This is a genomic window from Bacteroidota bacterium (genome assembly GCA_016720935.1).
Taxonomy (GTDB): domain Bacteria; phylum Bacteroidota; class Bacteroidia; order AKYH767-A; family 2013-40CM-41-45; genus JADKJP01.
The window spans coordinates 409,834-433,888 of the sequence record JADKJP010000005.1; the positions used below are offsets into that span (position 1 = coordinate 409,834).

Annotated in this window: 19 protein-coding genes; 4 read left to right on the forward strand and 15 right to left on the reverse strand. The window is 41.1% G+C overall.

Annotated elements, in window-relative coordinates:
• Positions 1-61 precede the first annotated feature (61 nt).
• Together IPP86_08140 and IPP86_08145 are read right to left on the reverse strand one after the other, a co-directional pair.
• Positions 62-1,684: a T9SS type A sorting domain-containing protein gene (locus tag IPP86_08140; protein ID MBL0138485.1), complete on the reverse strand. Its 1,623-nt coding sequence runs from the start codon at positions 1,682-1,684 to the stop codon at positions 62-64.
• A gap of 184 nt (positions 1,685-1,868) precedes the next feature.
• A complete protein-coding gene (locus tag IPP86_08145) occupies positions 1,869-2,576 on the reverse strand; it encodes a DUF2807 domain-containing protein (protein MBL0138486.1) in 708 nt (235 codons plus the stop codon).
• A gap of 175 nt (positions 2,577-2,751) precedes the next feature.
• On the opposite strand from IPP86_08145, the gene IPP86_08150 reads away from it, so the two are divergent.
• From IPP86_08150 to IPP86_08165, 4 genes are all read left to right on the forward strand, one after another.
• Positions 2,752-3,195 carry a GNAT family N-acetyltransferase gene (locus IPP86_08150; GenBank protein MBL0138487.1) on the forward strand — a complete coding sequence of 148 codons (444 nt, stop codon included), beginning with the start codon at positions 2,752-2,754 and terminating at the stop codon, positions 3,193-3,195.
• Between the two features lie 74 nt (positions 3,196-3,269).
• Positions 3,270-4,469: a TlpA family protein disulfide reductase gene (locus IPP86_08155; GenBank protein ID MBL0138488.1), complete on the forward strand. Its 1,200-nt coding sequence runs from the start codon at positions 3,270-3,272 to the stop codon at positions 4,467-4,469.
• Positions 4,470-4,602: 133 nt separating this feature from the next.
• The gene (locus IPP86_08160; protein ID MBL0138489.1) at positions 4,603-5,688 is read left to right on the forward strand and encodes an acyl-CoA desaturase; all 1,086 of its coding nucleotides are present in this window, start codon (positions 4,603-4,605) and stop codon (positions 5,686-5,688) included.
• A gap of 119 nt (positions 5,689-5,807) precedes the next feature.
• Entirely contained in the window at positions 5,808-9,002 is a 3,195-nt protein-coding gene (locus IPP86_08165) for a glycosyl hydrolase (protein MBL0138490.1), read from the forward strand.
• A 22-nt stretch (positions 9,003-9,024) separates the two neighbouring features.
• Here IPP86_08165 and IPP86_08170 read toward each other — a convergent pair whose 3' ends face one another.
• From IPP86_08170 to IPP86_08230, 13 genes are all read right to left on the reverse strand, one after another.
• Positions 9,025-10,566, reverse strand: coding sequence for a T9SS type A sorting domain-containing protein (locus IPP86_08170; GenBank protein MBL0138491.1), 1,542 nt, complete (start codon positions 10,564-10,566; stop codon positions 9,025-9,027).
• A gap of 52 nt (positions 10,567-10,618) precedes the next feature.
• A complete protein-coding gene (locus IPP86_08175; protein ID MBL0138492.1) occupies positions 10,619-11,497 on the reverse strand; it encodes a lipid A biosynthesis acyltransferase in 879 nt (292 codons plus the stop codon).
• 167 nt (positions 11,498-11,664) lie between these two features.
• Positions 11,665-12,099: a cytochrome c gene (locus tag IPP86_08180; protein MBL0138493.1), complete on the reverse strand. Its 435-nt coding sequence runs from the start codon at positions 12,097-12,099 to the stop codon at positions 11,665-11,667.
• Between the two features lie 32 nt (positions 12,100-12,131).
• Positions 12,132-12,683: a hypothetical protein gene (locus tag IPP86_08185; protein ID MBL0138494.1), complete on the reverse strand. Its 552-nt coding sequence runs from the start codon at positions 12,681-12,683 to the stop codon at positions 12,132-12,134.
• A gap of 8 nt (positions 12,684-12,691) precedes the next feature.
• The gene (gene nrfD, locus IPP86_08190) at positions 12,692-14,005 is read right to left on the reverse strand and encodes a polysulfide reductase NrfD (GenBank protein MBL0138495.1); all 1,314 of its coding nucleotides are present in this window, start codon (positions 14,003-14,005) and stop codon (positions 12,692-12,694) included.
• An 83-nt stretch (positions 14,006-14,088) separates the two neighbouring features.
• On the reverse strand, positions 14,089-15,024 hold the full coding sequence (locus tag IPP86_08195) for a 4Fe-4S dicluster domain-containing protein (GenBank protein MBL0138496.1): 936 nt from the start codon (positions 15,022-15,024) through the stop codon (positions 14,089-14,091).
• 45 nt (positions 15,025-15,069) lie between these two features.
• Entirely contained in the window at positions 15,070-15,984 is a 915-nt protein-coding gene (locus IPP86_08200; protein ID MBL0138497.1) for a hypothetical protein, read from the reverse strand.
• A gap of 11 nt (positions 15,985-15,995) precedes the next feature.
• On the reverse strand, positions 15,996-16,394 hold the full coding sequence (locus tag IPP86_08205; protein MBL0138498.1) for a hypothetical protein: 399 nt from the start codon (positions 16,392-16,394) through the stop codon (positions 15,996-15,998).
• Between the two features lie 299 nt (positions 16,395-16,693).
• On the reverse strand, positions 16,694-17,401 hold the full coding sequence (locus IPP86_08210) for a Crp/Fnr family transcriptional regulator (GenBank protein ID MBL0138499.1): 708 nt from the start codon (positions 17,399-17,401) through the stop codon (positions 16,694-16,696).
• A 350-nt stretch (positions 17,402-17,751) separates the two neighbouring features.
• On the reverse strand, positions 17,752-20,010 hold the full coding sequence (locus IPP86_08215) for a T9SS type A sorting domain-containing protein (GenBank protein ID MBL0138500.1): 2,259 nt from the start codon (positions 20,008-20,010) through the stop codon (positions 17,752-17,754).
• A 194-nt stretch (positions 20,011-20,204) separates the two neighbouring features.
• A complete protein-coding gene (locus tag IPP86_08220; GenBank protein ID MBL0138501.1) occupies positions 20,205-20,702 on the reverse strand; it encodes a YkgJ family cysteine cluster protein in 498 nt (165 codons plus the stop codon).
• Between the two features lie 40 nt (positions 20,703-20,742).
• Positions 20,743-22,377 carry an ATP-binding cassette domain-containing protein gene (locus IPP86_08225; GenBank protein ID MBL0138502.1) on the reverse strand — a complete coding sequence of 545 codons (1,635 nt, stop codon included), beginning with the start codon at positions 22,375-22,377 and terminating at the stop codon, positions 20,743-20,745.
• A 211-nt stretch (positions 22,378-22,588) separates the two neighbouring features.
• Positions 22,589-23,989, reverse strand: a complete 1,401-nt coding sequence (locus tag IPP86_08230) for a hypothetical protein (GenBank protein ID MBL0138503.1) — start codon at positions 23,987-23,989, stop codon at positions 22,589-22,591.
• Between the last annotated feature and the right edge of the window lie 66 nt (positions 23,990-24,055).

Here is a 24,055-nt window from a genome sequence, read left to right on the forward strand (position 1 = left end):
AAGATGCCAGTAATCACTGGCATCTTTTTTTATTTATATACCCAACTTATTTATCCCGATCTTAATCCATTATTATTATTTTGCCCTGCCACGATAAAGCGCCACAGTTGATTCTGCCATAATAAATTCCATCAGATAATCCTTTAAGCTGAATTTTCCCATTGGGCACTCCGGTAATATCATGAACCAGCACAATCTCCCCATGCACATCTGTCAGGATAAATTGTGCAGGATTATTTGTAAATGAATTATCAAAATTATAATACAATGCGTTTGTAACCGGATTCGGATAGACGCTGCCGGTCAAAGAAAAATCAAGATCATTAACATTCATGAGTGTAGAACAAATTGTGGTGTCAGCGCTTCCGTGGTTTTCCGGCAGAGGCAATGATGAAACATTTATAATCAGAGTGTCAGCAACGGTTGGTCCTGAAATTATATTAATGGTGCTTGGCAGTCTTCTGAAAACCGGATTCAGTTGATTACAATTGCCACCCGGGTCCAGTGATGATATTTCAACAGCGATATCAAACCAACCGGTAACTGAATAATCCGTAATTCCACTTAGCATTACCACGGAATTTTCAAGCAATTCAAAAGAATAGGCATCCTCCTCCTGTCCGGCATTTCCCCATGCCCAATTTCCAATTAAATTACCGGATGTGTCCACCTGCATCAGCATCATGTCATTGAGTCCGGTGATGTCAACCGAGGAAGTGCTACCACAAAACAAATATGTTCCGTCTTGCAAAATTTTCATATCAAAAGCGTGATCGTCCCCTTGCTCACCATAAGTATAAATCCATCTCATGTTACCTACACTATCTGTACGAATTAAAAGCGCGTCATTGATGACGAGATTATCAGCATTGGTTGCTCCGGCAATTATGAACCCATGATCCTGAGTTTCCAATACACGACTCAAAGAACATTTCGAAAACGCAGGAGATGTATTGTATTTTTTTGACCACAAGAAATTTCCAATGCTGTCAATTTTTACAAGATATACTGAACTGTAATAATTTCCCACGCGTGAATTTCCTCCTATCAGATAACCCCCATCCGATGTTCGTTCCGCATGTATCGGTATGTCGAATTCATTGGTACCATAAGTATGGTTCCATAATACATCCCCGTTAAGATCAAGACGGATAACCGCGAAATCATAGTCGGTCCCGTTATCTGTTTCACAAATTAAAAGGAAGCCTCCGGGAACCGAACGAATACAATGCGCGACTTCAGATCCCGTGATGGTATATCTTTTTTTCCATAATACATTTCCGGAATCGTCAATCTTGAAAACTTCGAGTTCATTGGGAAAGTTGGGCAATTTTCTGATCGTCCCACAAACCACAAATGCGCTATCTTCGGTTGACTCAACCCAATAAAGTTCTTCCAGACTTGCAGAGCCAACAGTCTTGCTCCACAGTACATTTCCACTGCGATCCAATTTTAGTATATAATTATCCGATGTGTCTAGGGTTCCCGAACCAAAGCTTTCTGTAGACCCTACAATGATTACATCTCCGTCTTTTGTAACTGTGCTGTTGTATGCATAATCATTGTTTCCACCTCCAAAGTTTTTTGTTATGCTTGATAATTGAGCACTCGTTCGATTAAATTGTATCAATAAAGTGACAACCAAAAGAGTTTTGAATACGGAAGAATTGATGAATGGGCTCATAACGTTTTATACTTCGCACTAAGAAAAGTAAAAAACAGCGTTGCTATTATTAATTCACACTATTTAACACGAACACTAAGATGAAAAAACAGAAGCTTTGTTAAAAAACCCATTCAGCCGAATAAAAAAGGCTGAATGGGTGTACTAAATCGAATAAAATGAAAACCCGAATCACAAATAAAAATTATTGATGAATCACATTACCTGAGCCGACGATGTGTGTGACTAACCCGGGCGAGCCGGTAAAGTATACATTGCCGCTTCCACTGATTGTCACATCAAGATTATCAAAAGCGCTTACCTCACAATCTCCGGAACCGGACACTGTCACTTTTGTGTTTTTACTTTTTAAATTATAACTGCGCACATCTCCTGAACCGGAAATGGTATGCTCAGCGTAAACTGAAGCACCACTCAATAAAATATTTCCGGAACCGGAAACTGTGGTACGAACATCCATGGTATCCAGAGCAAGATCTACTTTTCCTGAACCGCTCAGACTCACATTCATCACACTTCCATTAAGAGTTCCTCTGCTCACAATTGTACCGGAACTCCTCAATTCAACAGTATTGTAAAGTGGCGAATGTACAGTAACCGTTACCCCATTATGATCATAACGCTGTCTGTAATCACTGAAACGAATAGACAGGCGGCCAGCCAGTACTTCTGTTTCGATTTCCGGAAGAATATTATCCTCGCCATACATTTCAATAAAACTATTTCCATCCTGGACCAGATTCACTCTGAAATTTTCATCAAGCTCTACTTTTGTAAAAGCAGGTAGCTCTCTTTGCACAGTTGTAAAATTGCCTGACCCGTTCAATTCCTTTTTGCAAGAGGAAAATGCGAGAATTGTAAAGAATAAAATTGCAGTCTTAATTGTTTTCATTGTGTGGGGTGGTTTTATGGCCACAAAAATGAAATGTATCCCCCCAACCTGTTCTGGAATTTGCTCGAAACGTAGAAAATTATGTTTGAAATGCTGTTTTTTGCCGATCGACCCGAATCCGGAAATAGCTTATTTTAGCACATCTTTGAGTTTTAACTCAAATCACCATGAGTCAATGATAGAAATCAGAGAAGCAACAATTCATGACATTGATCAAATCGCGTTTCTCTTCGATCAATATCGTATTTTTTACAAAAAGACTTCCGATCCGGAAGGGGCAAAAAAATTTATATCTGATCGATTTAATAAAAAGGAATCTGTAATTTTTATTGCAGTTGATACAATCCAAATTATCGGATTCGTTCAATTGTATCCTCTTTTTTCCTCCACACGAATGAAAAGACTTTGGCTTCTGAACGACTTGTTCGTTTCTTCCGAACACCGGGGTTTAGGTTATTCTGTGCAATTGATAGAAAAATGCAAATCCTTTTGTCTCGAAACAGGAGCTTGCGGTTTAATTCTTGAAACTGCGATTGATAATGCAATTGGAAACAACTTGTACCCCGGAACCGGCTTTACACTTGACAAAGAGTTTAACCGGTATTATTGGGACGTGTGATAATTGAACGGAAATTTCTAACTATGATTTTCAAAAAATAAATTCAGCAGCCCTATTTTCTTAAATTTGTTTTCATGAATAAATACCTTCTCATTGTTTTATTGTTCTGCAGTCAATTTACCAAAGGACAAATCCTATCCGGAATGTGGAGAGGGGAAATTGAGCTAAACGACTCTACAGTTTTACCTTTTAATTTTCAGGCATTCAGTCGGAATCTGGACATTATGAATGGTGAAGAACGAATTCATGTCAAAGACATCACCGTAGTCAACGACTCCGTTTTAATTCAACTTCCGGTTTTCAATTCTGAGTTTCGATGTAAAATGACAGACAAAACTCTCCGGGGATATTTTTTCAATTACACACGAAAAACTAACAACATCCTGTCATTTAATGCCACACAAAATTTATCTTACCGTTTCACTGAGCACCCTGTTCCACCTCGTTCCAATCTTAGTGGTCGCTGGGAAGTTATATTCGACGATGAAGATCCTGGGTCAAAAATGGCTGTAGGCATTTTTCAGCAACACGAAAATTCTCTTACCGGTACTTTTCTGACAACAACGGGCGACTATCGTTATCTCGAAGGGGAAGTATCTGGAAATAAACTATCATTGTCAGCCTTTGATGGCTCTCATGCTTTTCTCTTTTATGCTACGATCCTTGAGAATGGAACCTTGCGCGGCGATTTTTATTCGGGATCCCATTTTCATGAAACCTGGAGCGCTTTCCGTAATGATAGTGCGGAACTTCCCGATGCAGAATCACTCACGTTTATAAAACCGGGATATGATAAGTTGAATTTTAAATTTCCTGATGAGAATGGCGACTCTATCTCAATAAGTGATTCACGATTTCAAAACAAAGTTGTAATTGTAACACTCACTGGAACCTGGTGTCCAAACTGTATGGATGAGACGAAATTTCTGGTTGATTTTTATTCACAATACAGATCAAAAAGCGTTGAAATTATAGCACTCGATTTTGAAAGAGTCCTCGATTCCGCATCGGTAAAACGCAGTATTGATAAATTAAAAAAACAAATGGGAGTTGAATATCCGGTTTTGTTTGCCGGCACAAATGACAGAACATCCGCAGCCAAAAGCCTGCCAATGCTAAATCACATTCTAGGCTATCCAACTACAATTTTTATTGATAAAAAAGGAAATGTTAGAAAAATTCACACCGGATTTTCCGGACCTGCAACCGGCAATGATTATACTCGGTTCAAAGAATCATTTATTCGGTTCATTGACAAATTAATTGCAGAATAATCTATCTTTCAAAGGTCGTTTATTTTACTTTTTTCAAACATATTTCCTGAAATTAATTTTCAAATGCGGATTCTTCTCAATCTTCATTTGAGGGCAAAATAATATTTGTATCTTACGGTCATATAATCTCTAAATGGCCAAGGTAACATTCAACAACAAAAACAGCGTCTTCTATGATTCTCTCAAAACCAAGGTCGATGCCTACTTCAAAACAAAAAATATAGCACGTACAGGTAATATTCATCTTTTCATAAAAACATTAGTTCTGGTACCACTGGCAGTAGTAATTTATTACACACTGCTTTTTATACAACCTTCCGTAATTCCTTCACTCCTTTTGTGTGGAGTGTTGGGACTAACACTTGCCAGTATTGGCTTTAATGTGATGCACGATGCCTGTCATGGAAGTTATTCTTCCCGGAAATGGGTCAATGAAATTATGGGGCTCTCCCTGAATTTTCTGGGTGGAAATGCTTTTATCTGGAAAATCAAACATAACGTGATTCACCATACATACACCAATGTGGATGGTGTGGATGATGACATTGCTAAAATGCCTTTGATCAGACAATGTAGTTCACAAAAATGGATGCCCGCTCATCGGTATCAGCATTGGTACAGCCTGGGTATTTATGCCCTGTCTTCTTTTCTCTGGATCATGCTCATGGATTACATGAAGTATTTTTCGAAGAAAGTTTACACTACTCCAATTCATAAAATTCCCGTTCGCGAACATATTATTTTCTGGGTAAGTAAAATATTATACATCGCATTTTACATCGCCCTGCCGATTTATATGGTGGGCTGGCTTCCATGGTTAACCGGCTTCTTCGTGATGCACGGAACAATGGGACTTGCACTGGCTATCGTTTTTCAGCTTGCTCACGTAGTTGAAGATGTTTCTTTCGTCGATGCACATGCGCCTGCCGTCAAAATTGACGAAGAATGGGCAGTACATCAAATTCGTACAACGGCTGATTTTGCTACTGATAACAAACTTATTTCCTGGCTTCTTGGTGGTTTGAATTTTCAAATTGAACACCACCTTTTCCCGAAAATCAGCCATGTGCATTACCCGGCTATTCGCGCGATCGTAAAAGATGTTTGTGATGAGCATGGTTTACGACACGTCGACTATCCAACGATGGGTTCAGCGATCAATTCCCACTTCAGATTCATGAAGTCACTTGGGCAAAACGAAACCAGGGTGCTCGCTTAATTGCTTACCCGGCTTTTATCGGGCCAATTGCCTTCTGCACTGGCAATTTTAACTTCATCATAACTAAATTCGTCAGCGGAATTTTCTTTCATTTGATCCCTTGAACTAAAATCGGGCAAATGAAAAAGACATTCTTTTTATTCTTCCTTCTTCTGGCTACTTTTTGGGGGCCGGCATTTTCACAACTCAAATCCGGGAATTCTTCTTCTACTCCTCAGGTTGACAGTCTGCTTTTCAATGGACTTCATTGGAGAAATATTGGCCCATGGAGAGGCGGACGTTCATTGGCAGTATCAGGTGTCATTGACCAGCCCAATGTGTATTATTTTGGAGCTGTTGGTGGCGGAGTTTGGAAATCGGATGATTACGGACAAAGCTGGAACTGCATTTCTGATTCCACATTCCACAGCTCCTCTGTAGGAGCAATTAGTGTAGCTCCAGGAGATCCCAATATTCTATATGTAGGAATGGGAGAACCCGAAATGCGTGGCAATATCAGTTTTGGAGATGGCATTTATAAAAGCATTGACGCGGGACGTACCTGGAAACACATCGGACTGGAAAAGTCATTTGCAATTGCTTCCATCCTCGTACATCCTACAAATCCGGATCTGGTTTATGCTGCATGCATGGGAAATGTATTTGGAACAAATCCCGAACGCGGTGTTTTTCGTAGTAGTGACGGTGGAAAATCATGGGAAAAGATTTTATATAAAAACGATAGCACCGGTTGTATCAGCCTCGCATTTGATCCATCCAATCCGAGAACAATCTACGCTTCCTTATGGCAAGCCTGTCGAAATCCATGGTCATTGAGCAGTGGTGGTAAGGGCAGCGGTATATACAAAAGTGATGACGGAGGGAATTCCTGGAAAAACATTAGTAACGCTCCAGGATTGCCTGTTGGGCTCCTTGGTAAAATCTTTATTTGTACAACGCCGGCGAAATCTGAAAGAGTATATGCAAGCATAGAAAATGAAAATGGTGGAATTTTTAGAAGTGATGATAACGGCGCGCATTGGACACGCACAACAGATGACAGAAATTTAAGAAAACGCCCCTGGTATTTCAGCACCATTGCCGCGGATCCCAAAAATGCAGACGCGCTTTGGTGTTTGAATGTTCAACTTTGGAAAAGTACGGATGGCGGAATGAAATTTAATCAGATGCCGTCAATGCATGGTGACCATCACGATATCTGGATCAATCCCAAAGATCCAAGGTACATGATTATCGGCGATGATGGAGGCGGTTACGTGAGCACTGATGGCGGCCAGCATTATAGTGATGTGGATATTCCGACCTGTCAATTCTATCATGTAAATCTTGATAATGATTTTCCATACAATGTTTATGGGGCTCAACAAGACAACAGCTCCATCCGTATTGCAAGCGCAACGGATGGATTTTCAATCGGCAGCAATGACTGGTATCCGGTAGCAGGTGGGGAAGCCGGTTATATTGTTCCTGATCCAACCAATCCTGACATTACCTATGGCGGCGAATACGATGGAAATTTCAGTACCTACAACAAAAAGAATAATCAGTATAAATTAATTTCAGTATGGCCGGAACCGAGTCATGGACATGGTTCCAACGAAAGAAAATACCGGTTCAACTGGACTTTCCCGATTGTCGTTTCGCCTCACGATGACAAAACCATTTACATCACGTCTCAATTTGTGCATCGTACAAAAGATGCCGGAATGTCCTGGGAAACCATCAGTCCCGATCTCACCCGACATAAGCCCGAAACGATGAACGCCAGCGGAGGTCCAATCACAAAAGACAATACAGGAGCCGAAGCGTATGCGAATATTTTTTCGTTTGCGGAATCTCCTGTTAAGAAAGGTGTTTTCTGGACAGGAAGTGATGATGGGTTCGTAAATGTATCTGTTGACGAGGGAAAAACATGGAAAAACGTCACTCCGAAAATCCTTAATGACTACGCTTTAATCAGCATTATCGAAGCCTCGTCATTCGATGCCGCGACATGTTATATCGCGGCGAATAAGTACAAACAAGCCGATACCAAACCGTATCTTTTTAAAACGACGGATTACGGTGCTACCTGGACACTCATTACAACCGGTATTCCTGTGAATGATTATTGCAGAGTCATCCGCGAAGACCCGAATAAAAAAGGAATCCTGTATGCAGGAACAGAACGTGGTCTATATATTTCCTTCAATGAAGGAGCAAGTTGGCAGTCTCTTCAATTAAACTTACCACTGACTCCTGTTCATGATATCCGTATTCAGAAAAGGGAAAAAGATCTTGTCATCGCTACTCACGGAAGGGCGTTCTGGATTCTTGATGACATCACTCCATTGTATCAGCTTGCAGATGCCAAAAATAAAAACGCGTTCCTGTTCAGCCCAAGAAACAGCTACCGTAAACCAGGAGGTTCCTATTTTTCTCCCTCCATGCAGGTTGGCGAAAATGCACCCAATGGATTATTGCTCCGTTATTATTTTAAACAAAAACCGGATAGCGAAATTGTGATTCGCTTTTTTGATTCAAAAGGAGACACGATCATTGCTTACTCGAGTACCAAAGATAAAAAAGGAGAACCTGTCAAGATTCAAAAAGAGTTCTATCAGGATTCCCTCATGAAACGACCGGGCTTACTTCCGGCTCAAAAAGGAATGAACGTATTTGTATGGGATCTTCGATATCCGGACGCCAAAAATATTGAAATAGGAAATAACGCTTTGCTTTCAGGTTCTCTCATTGGTCCTGTTGCAAAACCGGGAAAATATACCGCACGTTTGTATCAAAAAGATTCCCTGCTTGCCAGCACTGAGTTCACAATTTTAAAAGATCCAAGAATTTCTACTACCGACGAAGATTTTAACCTGCAATTTGATTTGCTGAAAAAAATTCGTGACAAACAAACTGAATTAAATTCTGCAATTAATACTATTCGATCGATTGTCAAAGAAGTGAATGACCAAAGTGCTTCGACAAAAGACACTGCTGTGATCTCAAAATTAAAGTTGGTGTCCGGGCCAATGCTTGATTCACTTAAGAAAATTGAAGAAGAACTCACCCAACCCAAAGCGGTAACTGATTATGATCTCTTTAATTACCCGAACAAACTGAATGATAAACTAGCCGGCTTACATGATATTGTCGCTTCGGCGGACGCAAGACCCACAAACTCATACTTCATGGTGTATGATGATCTTTCCGAAAAAATAGACAGGCAATTGAAAAAAATGGATGAAATCCTCAACGTTCGTCTCCCGGAGTTAAATTCTATTATTGAAAAAGATAAATTATTCAATATTCGGGACCCAAGGAAAAAATAAATCTGACAGGGAATTACGAATTTCAATTCCTCATGACGAAAAACTTCTGAGTCACACGTTGTGAACCTGTAGTCATTTCGCAAATGTAGACTCCATTCGGAATGTCCTGGAAATTTTGATCTAAGGTATGCTCCCCTTTCATTGCCTTACCATCAAATATTGTTTTCACCAGCGATCCTTCCATTGTATAGATAGAAACCCTTGTATTGGCATCACGAATTAGATTAAAACTCAATACCGCACCTGAATTTATTATCGACGGTGAAATGGACATGTTGTTGGAATTCAAAGGATGCTCAGCAGCTGAAAGACCGAGCAATGTCGCGTCAACAAGCGCTGTGTAAACATAGGAGGTTCCAAACAAATCGAATGCCGACCAGCAAGGTCTTACAACATTGTTATGTGCGGCGATTCCAATATAATCACCAAAGAAAGAAGATGCATCAACCACAAAAGATTGCTGATTAATTTTTTCATTGGTAAATGTCGCTCCTCCATCATTCGACCAGGCAAGATAGAAATCTGTTGTGTCTGAAGTGTAGTTTCTCCTGTCATAGAAACAAACGTAAATATTGCCGGTTACCTGATCCACTGTCATGGCATTCAAAAACTGATGTGATAAGGTGATGTCGTCATTCACTCTTACTTCCGGCCCCCAGGTATTTCCGCCGTCAGTTGATTTAATCAACCAAACATCTGTATTGTTTAATCCGTTTCGCTGATCACACCAGCTCACGTAGATTGTTCCGTTATTCGGGCCATTGCTTTTGTCTATGCTTATAAAAGGAGTTGAACGAATTCTGTTAATACCCGGAATACTGTAATACACTCCTCCGGGGACCGGAGTAATAATTTGATCCGCAGTTCTCCACGATGCACCAAAATCCGTCGATTTATCTAAAAGCAATCCTTGTGAACTCGCCCAGCTGACATACACATTGCCTTGTTCATCTGTTGCGGGTCTGGGTTCTATTACATCAAGATACTCCTCATCGCCTCCTCTTTCGTCGAGACGGATTGCCGGCGACCATGTTGCGCCCTGATCATACGAGGCTGAGAAAAGAATATGGCTCGAATCAGCGGAAGATTGCGGAGGGTAATTATCGTACTGCGACCAGGTTGTATATATAAAATGATTGGACCAATCCGCGTATGCCCACTCATGATCCTGTAAAAAAGGCGGGTTGTTTTGACCCGCGTAGGTACCGCTATTCCAGGATGGAGGAAATGCATTTGATTTCTGACAAATTATTCTGTCAAGTTGATCAGCCAAATGGAAGTAATAAAAATTTCCCGCGCCGTCACAGACTACATTCGGATCCCCGTAATTTCCCCAGGTAGAAGTCAAAGATCCTTGTGACCAATTTTGTCCTCCATCCATCGAGTAATAGTAATTCGTAAGATTCGCTCCGGCAACCTGATGATTGGTGTTTTGCGGGTCTATTGCAATCGTTGTCTCCGACGCAAACTGGCTGATCAATATATTTTGATATTGAGCACCCGAATCAAATTGTAGACCAAAAAGCAAAAAAAGTATTGCCGGGTACGGGATTAATTTGTTCATGAATGCAATTTTAGTTCTAAGATAACATTTTCAAACTACGTACAGATGATGATTACATTCCTTCCGGACGTTTATGCTTCCATCTGCGGTGTGTCCACAACCAGTAAGCAGGAGCCTTGCGAATAATTTCTTCATTGAGGAAGGAACATTTTTCGGTGATTTCATTAGGCTTTGTACCCGACGGATCATCGCAGATCAATTTGTATTCCATCCGGTAATACCCTCTCTTTTTCTTTGTGATGACTCCATAAAGGACCGGGTAATTATACTTTACTGCGTATCGCTCAACACCTGTGAGCATGCATGTATCCTGGTTCAGAAATTTCATCCAGTGACCTTTTTTGGGATCGGATGGACTCTGATCATTTATAAAACCATATGTGCAAAGTTGCTCCCTGTGCTCTTCAAAAAATGTTGCAACCTCCTTGGTGGACATTAGCTTAGTGCCAAATCGTGCTCTTGTATTCCTTAATCGCTGATCAAAAAAGGCGCTGGATAATTTTTTATAGATTCCTGTTCCTGTATGCGAACTGTGAAAAGGCAAGGTCACAGCAGGCCATTCCCAATTTGCATAATGTCCGGTCACAAGGATGAGACTTTTTTTATTCCTGTAATATTCTTCCAATAAATCCGCATTGACAAGTTCGACGCGATTTAAAATTGCTTCGTTGCTCGCAGTAAATATTTTAAGGCTCTCGAAAATGAGATCACAAAAATGATGGTAAAATTCCTTTTGGATTCTCAAAAGTTCCTTTTCGTCTTTTTCAGGAAAAGAATTTCTGAGATTTTGCATCACGACCTTTTTCCGGTAAGGAAAAATGTAATAAAGAATAATAAACACAAAATCCGATAATCCATAAAGGAGAGGAAACGGCAAGAGGGAGATCGGGATTAAAACAAGATAATATAGAAGGGCGCTAAAAACTACCATTTTTATAATTTCCCGTGTGGTTGCTTTGCGGGGAGTTCAAAAGTAGTACAAATGATAAAAAGAGATCCACCCGATGCAAAGAAAATACCCGGAACAGATTCAGGGTGAATGTTCCGGGTATTTTCAAAAGCAAGCGTGACGGGAATAATTCCCTTAATGAATTATTCTTATTTTTTTGTGAATGTACGCATGTAATTCACGATCGCCCAACGCTCATTATCGCTCAATTTTTCTTTGAATGATGGCATAGGCTTGCGGCCTTCTGTGGTTTTCCAGTACAATTCACCATCTGTAGCCTTTGCTGTTTCTTCGCTGCTAAAATCACCACAGGAGATGTCGATTTTCTCGGCTTTTGTTCCATCACCCAATCCTTTCGCACCATGACAGGATTTGCAATGCTGTGCATACAAATCTTTTCCTTCTTTGAGCGAGGCTTCATCCGATTTAACCGGATTTTTCATTTTTACTGCACTCTCAGGTGAAGGCCATGGTTTTCCCTTCGGTTTTCCCTGAGCGAATGATTGGGTGGAAATTGATACGAGCATTGTGGACAATGCAAGTACTGCCATAACGCTTTTAAAACTTTTTGTGATTGAATTCATGACTAATTTGTTTAATTGTTAGTGTTCGTATTTTACTTTTTAGCTAAATGCTTGCTTAATTTTCTTATTTTGAATAATTGTGAAATTACGTAGAGTAAAGTACCCCAAATTCCGATAATGATGACGTTAGAGACAATGATAAAGATCCAGGGCGCATTTGATCTTGATCCAGACAAAGATCGTTCCATAATTCCGGTTTCAGCTCTTGGCGATCCCCAATTCGACTCCCCTTTTGCTTCCAGGCTGCCATAATTTTCATCATCTTCGATTTTAGCGATTATTGTCAGTTTTCCGTTCAAATCTGCAGGAATATCGTTGGGGAATTCGAAGCTCGCAATCCCGGATTCATCTGTGGCGACTGCATCCCCTATTGGCAACAACCCGAAAAGCCGTTGAACATATAGTTTTACCTCAACTTCTTTTACGGGAGTATCGTTGGATGTAACAAGTGCCTTGCAAATATTTACTGAATCCGGTTTTTCGAAACTCAGGGTTATCTTCGCTTCTTTTTCCTGGGCAAATAACAATCCCGGAAGCAACAGACCGAAAAACAACAGGCTTTTATAAAATAGGTTTCTGTTCATGGCTCTTGTTATTTATAGTTAATAATTTCATCTTTTCCTTCGAGTTTTCCCTCTGCTACTTCCCACACAGAAATGATCGGGAAGAATCTTGAAAATAATGTTACAATTAACATCATTGCAGCGAATGTTGCTGCTACAATGGTCATTTCAACCAAACTCGGCGTATAATGTCTCCAGGAATCAGGCACATCCTGTATTGGCAAATACGGATGCGCCAGGCCTGGAATAACAATAAGATAACGTTTGAACCAGGCTGCTATAACAACAAGCACTGCAATGATGGTCAATGGCAAAGGTTTGCGCATTCGTTTAAACAATGGAAGTATGGCTGGCATCAGCATTCCAAAAAACACCACCGTCCAATACAATGAGGAGTCTTCCCCGGTAAATAAATCCAGTAGGTGATTCGCATGCAGTCCTGACATTTTATAAGCCGGTACCAGGTATTCATTGATATTAAAATAAATGTAAATGAAAGACATCAACACCAATGCCTGCCCCAGTTTATCAAAATGCATAGGAGTAAGATAACTCTCCAGCTTATATGCTTTGCGTATTGCAAACACCGCGACAATCATTCCCGCAACACCAAGCAAGAATGCGCCGGATACAAAGTATGCACCAAAATTGGTACTGTCCCACTCTGCCCGTAGAGTTGTGGCAAACAACCAGGCTGTGACCGTATGAATGGAAACACCCAAAGGAATTACTATAATAGTCAGAATGCGAATACTCTTTTTTAGGATTTTCCATTGTTCCGCAGTTCCTTCCCAACCAAAAGACATCCACTCATACATCTTCATCTGCCATTTCGGTTTGTTATGCAAATGATTCTTGCATGTAGACAGGGATGGAATCAAAGGAATAAACAGAAGCACCGTGCTGGTTGCGATGTAGGTGATGATCACAATGATGTCCCAGACAATCGGAGACTGAATGCGACCGTGTAAAAATAAATAATGTAAGCGCTCCGGTTTTCCCATAGCGGCAACAATACTGACACCTGCAAGCATGATAGCTGCAACCGCAATCACTTCTGCGATCCTTGATAAAGGCCTGTACCATTCAAAATTTGTCAGTTTTAATACCGCTGACATAAGTACACCAATCAAACTCAAGGCAACGAAGAAAACAAAATTTGAAATGTACACACCCCACATGGTATAATCACGAAGGGAGACTGTAACATATTTACTTTTTGTTTCCTGAATGTAATAAGCATACAATCCACACATGCATATTACTACTAAAAAAGCAATCCAGATTTTTCCCCACTTCCCTATACGCTGTACCGGACGCAATAATTCGTCCTTCATGATCATGTACTCTTCCTGCGTAAAGGTTTCGTAGGTGGTTGATTCGGCTTTTATATTATGGTCACTCATAACGATCAGTTTATAAATGTTTACTCTTCAGTGTTGTGTTTTTCTTTCGCTTCTTCAAATGGGAACTGTCTTTTTACCGGTGGTAAATAATATACTCGTGGCTTTGTTCCGAGTTCTTCGAACTGCCTGTAACCGGCTCTGCTGCGCAACAATTCTTTCAGGCGGAATGTTTCTTCACCATTTGTCACAGTATCTTCGAGTTCATCACCGAAGAAGATTGTACCATTCGGGCATTCAGAAACACAGGCCGGCAATTCTCCTTTGGCAGCATGGCTGGGACAAAAATCACATTTGGAAACAGTCCCCACGGTTGAGGATTTTGTTGAACAACAACTTTCGCCTTCATTACAAGGATGCTTTTCATTGTACTCAACCTGCTCTGGTCTTCCGAAATTAAATGATCGTGCGGAATAAGGGCAGGCTGCCATACAAAACTTACAGCCAATGCAACGATCACTATCAACAGCAACAATCCCGTCTGAACGCTTAAATGTTGCGTCTACTGGGCACACTTTTGTACATGGCGGATTGTCGCAGTGGTAACACATCTGTGGAAACCAATAAGGAGCTGTGAGATCAGCATCCTGCATACGTTTCACTTTCAGGTATTCAATTGGAGGCAGCGTGTTGTGCATCTTCTGACAACCCTCCACACATTTTCTTTCATTCGCGCAACGTGCCAGATCAATTACCATTACAAATTTTCTTCCGGCAATCCCTTCGCGAATCTGGCTCTCTGATAAATTAGTGTCAGCGGCATGATGAGTAACCAATGAGCTGTCCACTTCAACCAGCTTGCCATCTGCTGTAAGTACTTTTACTTTTTTTCCAGTTGGCGGAGGCGCATCCCCCGCTAATTTTTGTTGAAGTCCAAGCCCTGCCAGAGTCGCTCCTCCGGCAAGCAATCCGAATTTTAGAAATTTTCTACGGGTGGAATCTTCTTGTTCGTTTTTCATAATCTGTAATTTTGAACCAGAGAATTAATTGGATGGGGAAAGAAATCAGAAACCCCACTGACGGGTAATATTGAACCCGAATAAAATATCATTGGGGAAACCATTCTGATTATACACACGCACTTCCTGTGTCAAAATCTGATCCGCTGTGGAAACAAAAATCTGGAATTGGTGATTTCCGGTGGACACTTCGAAACCAAGGCCCAGATTTGGTTTCGGATCAATTACATCGTCTTTTGTAAGTGAGTAATCGAAGTCAACAACAAATGAAGATTGTGGGCTGAATTTATATCTTCCAAGAAACGTGAGTCCCAGGTGATCATTCGGAGAAGTTTTGGTAACGCTCTGTCCGTTTTCAACTACGTATATTGCTTCTGAAATATTGTAATGAGTGTACGTTGCGGCAACCTGCATTGACAGTTTGCTATTGAACTTGCGTGCAATCATAATTTCGTGAAAATAGTTGATCCTGTTACTTCCCTTGTAGGTACTGTCCTGATTCAAAAATTTTGACTTGTCATTCGCGCTGCGTGCAAGATCACCATAGTATGAAATAGTCACCGGACTACCTCCGCTTTTCGCTTGTTGAAGTAATATCGCCTTCCATTGAAGATCATAATATCTTTTCAATTTTGTCGCGCCAATACCAATAGCGATTCGTTTGGTGATTCCATAAGTTAAACCCAGTCGAATATTTGCGGGAGCGAAAAATCCATAAATATCTTTTTCATCTTTGATCAAACCGAACCGGTGCTGGATCATAAAGTCAAGCGATTTCCTTCCGGGATTTTCCACCGTCTGATTATTAATCAGCACCGCGTTTTCAAATGTAGATTTTACCAACTCCTTAGCAGGCGCCGCAGTTTCGGTTGACGCAGCATCCTGAGCTGCAAGGGTGAACGGGAACAATGCAATCCCGGCGCAAACAATTTTTTTAATTATTTTCAAATACGATTTCATAGATAGTTTTTTTAGTTGTCTTTGGCACCTTGTTTAATCCAATTCAGAATCAGGCTTACCTGATTATTTGACAAAGGACCGCCGCTGGAAACCGGTGGCATCAGCGCTCCGGAAACTCCGGCAACCCGTTTATAGAGCTTGCTGTTTTCCGCGTTAACAGTATCAATGTCTCCTGTTGAAAATAATCCGGCATAAGCATTACCACTGGTCAAATTCGGATCATCATTTTGACCATCATGGCATCCGGATGTCGCACAGCTTGCATCGAAGATCGGCTGGATATCCTGAGAAAGACTAATCGGAACATTCGGATTGACCGGTGTTTCCTTCGGTAAAAAATAATTATCCTTTTCGCAGGAATAGAACAGCGCGAAAACGGCCAGCAACAAATAAATTCGTCTTGATTTCATAATCGTCGCATTTGTGTTTTAATTGGTGTGATATATATGTATAACTAAAAACGATTTAAATGTCCTGCTTTTATGTAATGCTGAACATGATTGCAATCACTCAAAATATGGTGCATCGTCATTCTAACTCCTGCGTTTTCGCAGGAAAAACTCCTAACAACTTGCTTTTTAGCTCAATTTATACTTAAAACAGGGTAGATAATGTTAAAGCACCCGAAAAAAATCAAAATGTTATTATCGGGAAATATGTTAATTCTTTTAAAAAAATGGAATTTCAACAAAAACCATCGAAATTGGTCTCAATCCGTTTGTTTGTAGGAATCAACCATCTTCCTCAAAAGATCGACTCTTAACATTTGCAAACCCTTTCCTTGTTTCGAAATAATATTTTCATTTTGAAAAAGCGAAAGCTGTCGGGTTACCTGCTCTGCATTTGTACCTACCAAATCGGCCAACTCCTGACGACTCATCGTTACATTGAGAGTATGATCTGTTTCGTCTGCACCAAAAATATCATATATATAAAGCAAAGCCTCCGCCACCTTTTCACGTATACTCATTTGCGCAACATACTTTAACCTGGATTCCATCTTGCGCAACTCAGCGGAATAATAATACATGAATGCCAATGTGAATTCCGGATTTTCCAGATATGCACTTTTCAGAAGTTCATTGGAAAGAAAACAAACTGTACTTTCTTCCAATGCAATTGCTCCAATGGGATATCGTTCTCCTTCTACGGCACAATGTCCAATGATATAGGCGTCAGAAGCCAGTCTTACGATTTGTTCTTTTCCATTCAGGCCATTTGTAACTACTTTCACTTTCCCGTGCTGTATAAAAAAAACACCGGAAACCCTGTCTCCTTCCCTGAACAATTGCTGGCCTTTTTGATAAACCGATTGCTCCTTGGAACGATTGATGATCTGAACCCACTCTGATGTACAATGACTCTGAACAAAACATTTTTTATTCGGGCAATTCTGACACTCTATACGAACACTCATCTTATATTTCAATTGTGATCCAAAATTAATGATAAATAATGATTGACCCGGATAGTACTTCTGGTGTTTTAAATGCCAAACCCGGACAAAACCTGAATGGCGCTTATCCGGAATTCACATAAAGAACAGGATTTCATTTTTTTAAAAGTATGAGAAGAATCATGTATGACGGCGCAATTTTATCTTATTGCGAATTTGGGAAACTTCAGAAAGTAAATCTTCCCAACAGGAAAACCTCTTAATTTGAAGCAGGAGGACATCAGACTTCTTAACTGAAAAGTGAAGTCTTTGCTGTTAAAAAAGAAAACCCTTGTATTCAAAAGAATGAATTGCCTCTCAGCAAGTTTATTTCATTCCTTGACAACCCGGATCGTTCGAACTTCGTCCTTCAAAAACAGTTTCACAAAATAGACTCCGCTTGAATAAGATTGCCCGAAGAAAACCGGCGAACCTGAAGATTTATTACTTTCAATCAACCTTCCTCTTGCGTCTAATATCTGATATTCAAAAATATCCGTGCTTTCCATTTTAAAGAAAGAAGCAGACGGATTTGGGTAAACACTAATTTCAGAAGCCAAGCCTGGTACTTCCCCAACTCCGGCACATGGAGTGAACGTTACACGGATAGTGTCCCTGTTAGCACAAGCGAAGGAATTGGTAACTATCAAAATCACCGGAAAAGTATTCAAACCATGACTTGTTGAGTCAATGCTGATCGAAGATGTATTTTGCCCTGTGGACCAGACATAGGTTGAAAAACCTGTTCCTGCAGTGAGCACAATATTTGATTCTGCACAAGCGATGGTATCAGGACCAAGATTGGGTTGCGGAATCGGATTAACCTGTATAGAAGCATTCGCTGAATTGGAACAAGAATTCGCGTCCGTGTAAGTATATGTAATGGTATGCGTTCCGGCACCTGCAATGCCTGTATAAAATGTTGTACCACTCACTGCAGTTCCACTGTAATGTCCACCTGAAGGACTGCCTCCGCTCAATGCAACCGGGCCTGTATTCGCACAAACAGTTGGAAGACTTGACTGAGTTACTATCGGCAATGAATTCACCCGGATCTGTGCAGAATCCATATTCACACAACCATTGCCATCGGTATATGTATAGGAAATCACGTGAGCACCTGTGTCCGCGACTGCAGCAGTAAATACAGTATCATTGCTTACTCCGCTACCCGAATAGACTCCTCCGGAAGGTGATCCGCTACTCAGTGTAAAACTTGCACTATTGATACAAACGCCTGCAAAAGGTCCCACGTCTACCACAGGCAAGCTGTTTATAAAAATGGAGGATAAGGCGGATGCCGAACAACCATTTCCATCCGTGTATGAATATGTAATCAATTGGTTGCCCGCTCCGGCCGTTGATGGATTAAATATTCCCGATGACACGCCGGCGCCACTATAAATTCCTCCGGTAGGATTGCCTCCGGTTAATGCAAATGGAGACGCATCAATACACACCGATGCAAAGGATGAAAGAGAAACAACCGGCAATGCGTTTACTGTGATAGAAGATGTATCTGAATTCGTACAGCCCTGAACATTCGTATAAGAATAAATTATAGCGTGTGTGCCAACACCTGCTGTTGAAGGGTTAAATGTTCCTGCCGAAACGCCGTTGCCACTGTAAAAACCTCCACCGGGAGTTCCTCCGGTCAGAGTGAATGGTGATGAATTTACACAGGTACTGAGAAAGGAAGATAAATTTACGACAGGTAAACCATTCACACGAATTGTAGAACTATCCGCGGAAGAACATCCCTGAGCATTTGTATAAGAATATGTGATCGTATGTATACCACTTCCTGCAACCAATGGATCAAAGACCCCACTACTTACACCCGGACCACCGTAAGTTCCTCCCGAAGGCGTACCTCCGCTTAGATTCAATGGGGATGCATTCACACATACATCCGAGAAATTTCCAAGATTGACTGTTGGGTTAGAGTTTACCGTGAGTGTAAACCGTGCGGAAATCTGACAACCACTTAAATCAGATGCCTGAACTGTATATTGAGTAGTAAGTGTTGGTGTTGCTGTAATTACTGAATCAGTCGTGCTTGAAAGTCCTGTTCCGGGTGACCATGAGTATTGAGGAGCCCCATGTGCTTCAAGGTTCGCGGATTCACCCACACAAAAACTGGAATCGGAAATAATCACAGACAAAGAGATTCCCGTAGCGAAAGTATCGGCATTTGCATAAATACTGGTAAGATAATTTGTCCCAACACCCGTGCCGTTGAATTCAAATACAGCAAAATAATAATGAACTCCTCCATTCAAACCGGACACAGTCACATTTGTTCCATTGCTATTGTAGACCACATAATTGTTTCCTCCCAGATTTGAGCCTGAACCAAAATTCGTAGCGGCACCGTAGGATTGACCATCCGTAGGAAACACACTCACAGGGCTGTCAGCAGATGCAACGACCAGTCTTCTGGTACCGTCTCCTGAAACCCATGACAAATCTATTTCATTACAATTCGCTCCGCTTGCGGTCAGAAATGTTGGCGGAACATTTGGTTCATTTGCTCCGAACAGATCAACACAGGTAAATAAAAAAGCGAAAAACAAAATATATCTGATCATGTGATTTTTTATAGCTGTTGAAATGGGTTGAATGCTGATATGGTTTGTATGGCTCATAGAACAGAGTAAAAATAAATCTTTTGTACGGATAATGAATGCGAAATTTAAAGAAAAATGAAATTTAGGCCAACACTTGTTCCTTAACAAACCAGATTGAAAATCAGGAGAAATACAAAGACAAAATTTGAATGGCCTTATTTCGGTTCATAATGCCGCGCAAGTCCTTCCACAACCTCCGCTACAGCAGGACAAATCATGGTGTTCTCCAGTGTAATGTTTAGTTTTTGACGAATATCCCTTTGTTGGGTGTGCGGATAATCCCTGCAAGCTCCGGGCCGGTAATGATAGACTGAACAATAATTATCATTTCCAAGAAATGGACAGGGCATGGCTTTAAACACATAATCCCCGTCTTCATCGATCCGTAAATATTTTTCAGTGAAAATGGCTGGTCGAATCTTAAAATGGGCGGCAAGCTGATCGATATCTTTGCTTCTTAACAAGGGACCTGTGGTCCGACAACAATTTGCGCACTTCAGACAATCAATCTGCTCAAAAGCTTTGTCGTGTAATTCATTCGTAACCTGATCCAGATCGGATGGTTTTCGCTTCTTCAACCTTTCGAAAAACAATTTGTTTTCTTTCCGCTGAAGCCTCGCCTGTTCTATTTTCCTGATATAGTCCGGATGCATGGACTCTTTTCAAAAATTGTTTAAATACCGGAACTCATTATCACCCTACCGGAACGGTTTCAGGATACATTTTTTCGCGCAATGCACGGATAGATTCATCCGAAATGTATTCGTCAAAACTCATCCGTTTGTCAATGATCCCCGAAGGTGTAAGTTCTATAATACGGTTCGCTACGGATTCCGCGAAAGTGTGGTCATGTGTGGTGAACAAAGCGATATGTTTCCAGTCTTTAAGCGCGTTGTTGAACGCGGTGATTGATTCGAGATCAAGGTGGTTCGTCGGTTCATCAAGGATCAGGCAATTCGCATTCACCTGCATCATTCTTGAAATCATACAACGTACCTTTTCTCCTCCTGAAAGAACATTCGATTTCTTCAATGTTTCTTCACCGGAAAACAACATCTTTCCTAAAAATCCGCGGATATAGGTTTCGTCTTTGTCTTTTGAAAACTGACGCAACCAGTCGATCAGATTTAAATCGTCACCAAAATATTTTGCATTGTCATTAGGTAAATAAGCCCGTGTAATCGTGCTTCCCCAGGAAAAAGTTCCCTGATCAGGTTTTTCTTCACCCATCAGGATTTCAAAAAACATCGAAATCGCGGAATGGTCCCGTGAAAGGACAGCTACTTTATCACCTTTCGTAAGAGTGAAAGTGATGTCGCTGAAATAGGTGTTTCCTTCGGGAGATTGTTTCGAAAGATGCTCCACTGCAAGAATCTGGTCGCCGCAATCACGTTCCGCACGAAAAATAATTCCGGGGTATTTCCTGTTCGACGGTTGAATATCATCAACAACCAGTTTTTCCAAAAGTTTTTTCCGGCTCGTGGCCTGTCTCGACTTAGAAGCATTTGCACTAAATCGTTCGACAAACTCCTGTAACTCCTTGCGTTTATCTTCAATTTTTTTGTTTTGATCGGAACGCTGACGAAGAGCCAATTGGCTCGATTCATACCAGAAAGAGTAGTTTCCGGTGTACGTCGTAATTTTTCCAAAATCAATATCTGAAACGTGCGTACACACCGCGTCAAGAAAGTGCCTGTCGTGGGAAACAACAATCACTGTATTCTGAAAATCCGCCAGAAAATTTTCAAGCCAGGTGATTGTATCTACGTCCAGGTCATTCGTCGGCTCATCAAGCAAGAGAATATCCGGATTTCCAAACAAGGCCTGAGCAAGGAGAACTCGTACTTTATCTTTACCGTTGAGGTCTCCCATCAGAACCTGATGAAATTCCTCTTTTACACCCAGACTGCTCAACAAGCTGGCTGCATCACTCTCGGCGTCCCATCCATTCATCTCGGCAAACTGATGTTCGAGTTCCGCTGCACGGTGACCATCATCGTCGTTAAAATCAGGTTTCGCGTAAATGGCATCTTTTTCATGCATTACTGTCCACAAGGTTTTATTCCCCATCATAACAGTCTGCAAAACAGGGTATGCATCGAATTCAAAGTGATTTTGACGAAGCACACTCATACGCTCACCGGGTGTCATGTGAACTTGTCCTGTGCTTGGATCAATTTCTCCAGACAAAATTTTCAAAAAAGTGGATTTTCCTGCTCCATTTGCACCTATAATGCCGTAACAGTTTCCCGGAGTGAACTTAATATTCACTTCTTCAAATAAAACACGCTTTCCATAGCGCAGGGAAAGATTGGAAACTGAGATCATTGGCTGTAATTTAGAAGGTCGCGAAGGTAGTGATTTCTAACGTGTAATCCCAGCTGGATCAATGAGAAACACTTAAATACTACAGGATTATCGCTTCCTTGTTATCTCCATATTGCCGATGGAATTAATTAATAAAGCAATAATCGATTTTAAATAGAAAAGGGCACTAAATATTAGTGCCCTTTTTAACATCAATTCCAATGACTCCTTTTCATTTACCCCCAAGAGCTACCAATTTATCGACATCATTATTGACGGCAAGAATAAGCAGGCTCGTTGCAGTACAAAATACCGGGCTTGTGATGCAATGATGCCCGTTCCAGCTGCCATCATTATTTTGAATCCTTACCAGACGCCCGCTGATGTTATCGTACCAGTTTTTCCATCCCTGATCCTTAGACATGATCAGGCCTTCTCCGGTTTGAAGATAACTGAGAAATTCTTCGCCACCATTACTACCAAACCCGTTCATCACGTTATCCTGTTGCGCTTGTTCGTTGGCAGCGACATTAATCTGATAAGCCGCACCGTATCGCAGCGCTTCCGATTCACTCATTCCCGCTTTTTTCAAATTCTCTGTTGAAACCGGTGCAGAGGACTCGATCTTATTTTCTCTTTTTGCTTTATCAATGATATCCTTAGCTCTTCTGGCCTCTTTAGCGCTCGCGCGACCTGTTCCTGAAACAGAATACAATACTACTCCTGCGGCATCTTCAGTTGTTACATTATTTGTCTTGACATCAAAATTACTTTTCTGGTACTCTTTTGCTTTTACAAGTTTTGCTTCATCAACTTCAAGTCCTTTGTCTTTCGCGGTTTCCAATGCATTTGTTGCGAATGAGCTTTGTAACACCCCGGCCCAGCCAGCACCTTGTAAGCTCCCTTTTGCAGTTTGACCTTTTTGGATCTTCGAAATACAAACCTGGTTACAACGAACGACCCTGCTTTGCAAGTTTTTATCATTGTCCAGCTCATCCAAAATATTCGTGAGAAACTGGGAAGTAAGTACTACATCTATATTTTGTCCCAATTTAATTTGGGGTTGTGTTCCTGTTTCAGAGGTAATGTTCAGGGAATTCGGCGATGATTCCTCAACCTGCTTAAGAAGATAGTTGAGTGCTTTTCGAAGCTGAGATGAATAAGGTCCTCCGGAAAGAGAACTACCGCTGCGCAGAATAGCCATGGCGACCATGGAGGTTGTTGCGGGATCTGAATGAACAGCATGCGGATCCATGATACCTTGGTTCGCATGGGTTCCGGCTCCCCATCCTCCGCTTTCTGATTGCGCTTGTGCTATCCAGCTCAGTGCATCTTCGATGGAGTGTTTTACTTTCAAAGGCGTTTTGTAAATGAAATTACTGTCTGAAGGTTCTTCGCCGAAAACTGTTTTAAACACACATCCCTTATCATCTCCTTTTCCCTTGGGGACAGGGGTTTCATTCACCGTTTCCGGGGACAGGGGTTTTGCTGCCGGTTGAGGTTTTTGAACAATTTCCGTTGATCTTTCCGGGGGCGAACTAGTATCCGGAGTTTCATTTAGCGCCATCACAATCACTGCTCCAACGGCAATACCTGGAAGAAATGCCAGGGCAAAAAGGCTGTTCTTTTTCATACGATTGAATTTTAGAATAAATAATCTGAAGGAAATTGATCTCAACACATTCGTGTTGTTACAGGG

Bases quoted from the DNA above. Each gene is read 5' to 3' on its own strand.
- IPP86_08180 (MBL0138493.1), bottom strand. From the start codon at position 12,099: ATGAATTCAATCACAAAAAGTTTTAAAAGCGTTATGGCAGTACTTGCA.
- IPP86_08225 (MBL0138502.1), bottom strand. From the start codon at position 22,377: ATGATCTCAGTTTCCAATCTTTCCCTGCGCTATGGAAAGCGTGTTTTA.
- nrfD (MBL0138495.1), bottom strand. From the start codon at position 14,005: ATGATCATGAAGGACGAATTATTGCGTCCGGTACAGCGTATAGGGAAG.
- IPP86_08185 (MBL0138494.1), bottom strand. From the start codon at position 12,683: ATGAACAGAAACCTATTTTATAAAAGCCTGTTGTTTTTCGGTCTGTTG.
- IPP86_08200 (MBL0138497.1), bottom strand. From the start codon at position 15,984: ATGAAATCGTATTTGAAAATAATTAAAAAAATTGTTTGCGCCGGGATT.
- IPP86_08210 (MBL0138499.1), bottom strand. From the start codon at position 17,401: ATGAGTGTTCGTATAGAGTGTCAGAATTGCCCGAATAAAAAATGTTTT.
- IPP86_08220 (MBL0138501.1), bottom strand. From the start codon at position 20,702: ATGCATCCGGACTATATCAGGAAAATAGAACAGGCGAGGCTTCAGCGG.
- IPP86_08170 (MBL0138491.1), bottom strand. From the start codon at position 10,566: ATGAACAAATTAATCCCGTACCCGGCAATACTTTTTTTGCTTTTTGGT.
- IPP86_08175 (MBL0138492.1), bottom strand. From the start codon at position 11,497: ATGGTAGTTTTTAGCGCCCTTCTATATTATCTTGTTTTAATCCCGATC.
- IPP86_08160 (MBL0138489.1), top strand. From the start codon at position 4,603: ATGGCCAAGGTAACATTCAACAACAAAAACAGCGTCTTCTATGATTCT.
- IPP86_08155 (MBL0138488.1), top strand. From the start codon at position 3,270: ATGAATAAATACCTTCTCATTGTTTTATTGTTCTGCAGTCAATTTACC.
- IPP86_08140 (MBL0138485.1), bottom strand. From the start codon at position 1,684: ATGAGCCCATTCATCAATTCTTCCGTATTCAAAACTCTTTTGGTTGTC.
- IPP86_08150 (MBL0138487.1), top strand. From the start codon at position 2,752: ATGATAGAAATCAGAGAAGCAACAATTCATGACATTGATCAAATCGCG.
- IPP86_08215 (MBL0138500.1), bottom strand. From the start codon at position 20,010: ATGATCAGATATATTTTGTTTTTCGCTTTTTTATTTACCTGTGTTGAT.
- IPP86_08195 (MBL0138496.1), bottom strand. From the start codon at position 15,024: ATGAAAAACGAACAAGAAGATTCCACCCGTAGAAAATTTCTAAAATTC.
- IPP86_08145 (MBL0138486.1), bottom strand. From the start codon at position 2,576: ATGAAAACAATTAAGACTGCAATTTTATTCTTTACAATTCTCGCATTT.
- IPP86_08230 (MBL0138503.1), bottom strand. From the start codon at position 23,989: ATGAAAAAGAACAGCCTTTTTGCCCTGGCATTTCTTCCAGGTATTGCC.
- IPP86_08165 (MBL0138490.1), top strand. From the start codon at position 5,808: ATGAAAAAGACATTCTTTTTATTCTTCCTTCTTCTGGCTACTTTTTGG.
- IPP86_08205 (MBL0138498.1), bottom strand. From the start codon at position 16,394: ATGAAATCAAGACGAATTTATTTGTTGCTGGCCGTTTTCGCGCTGTTC.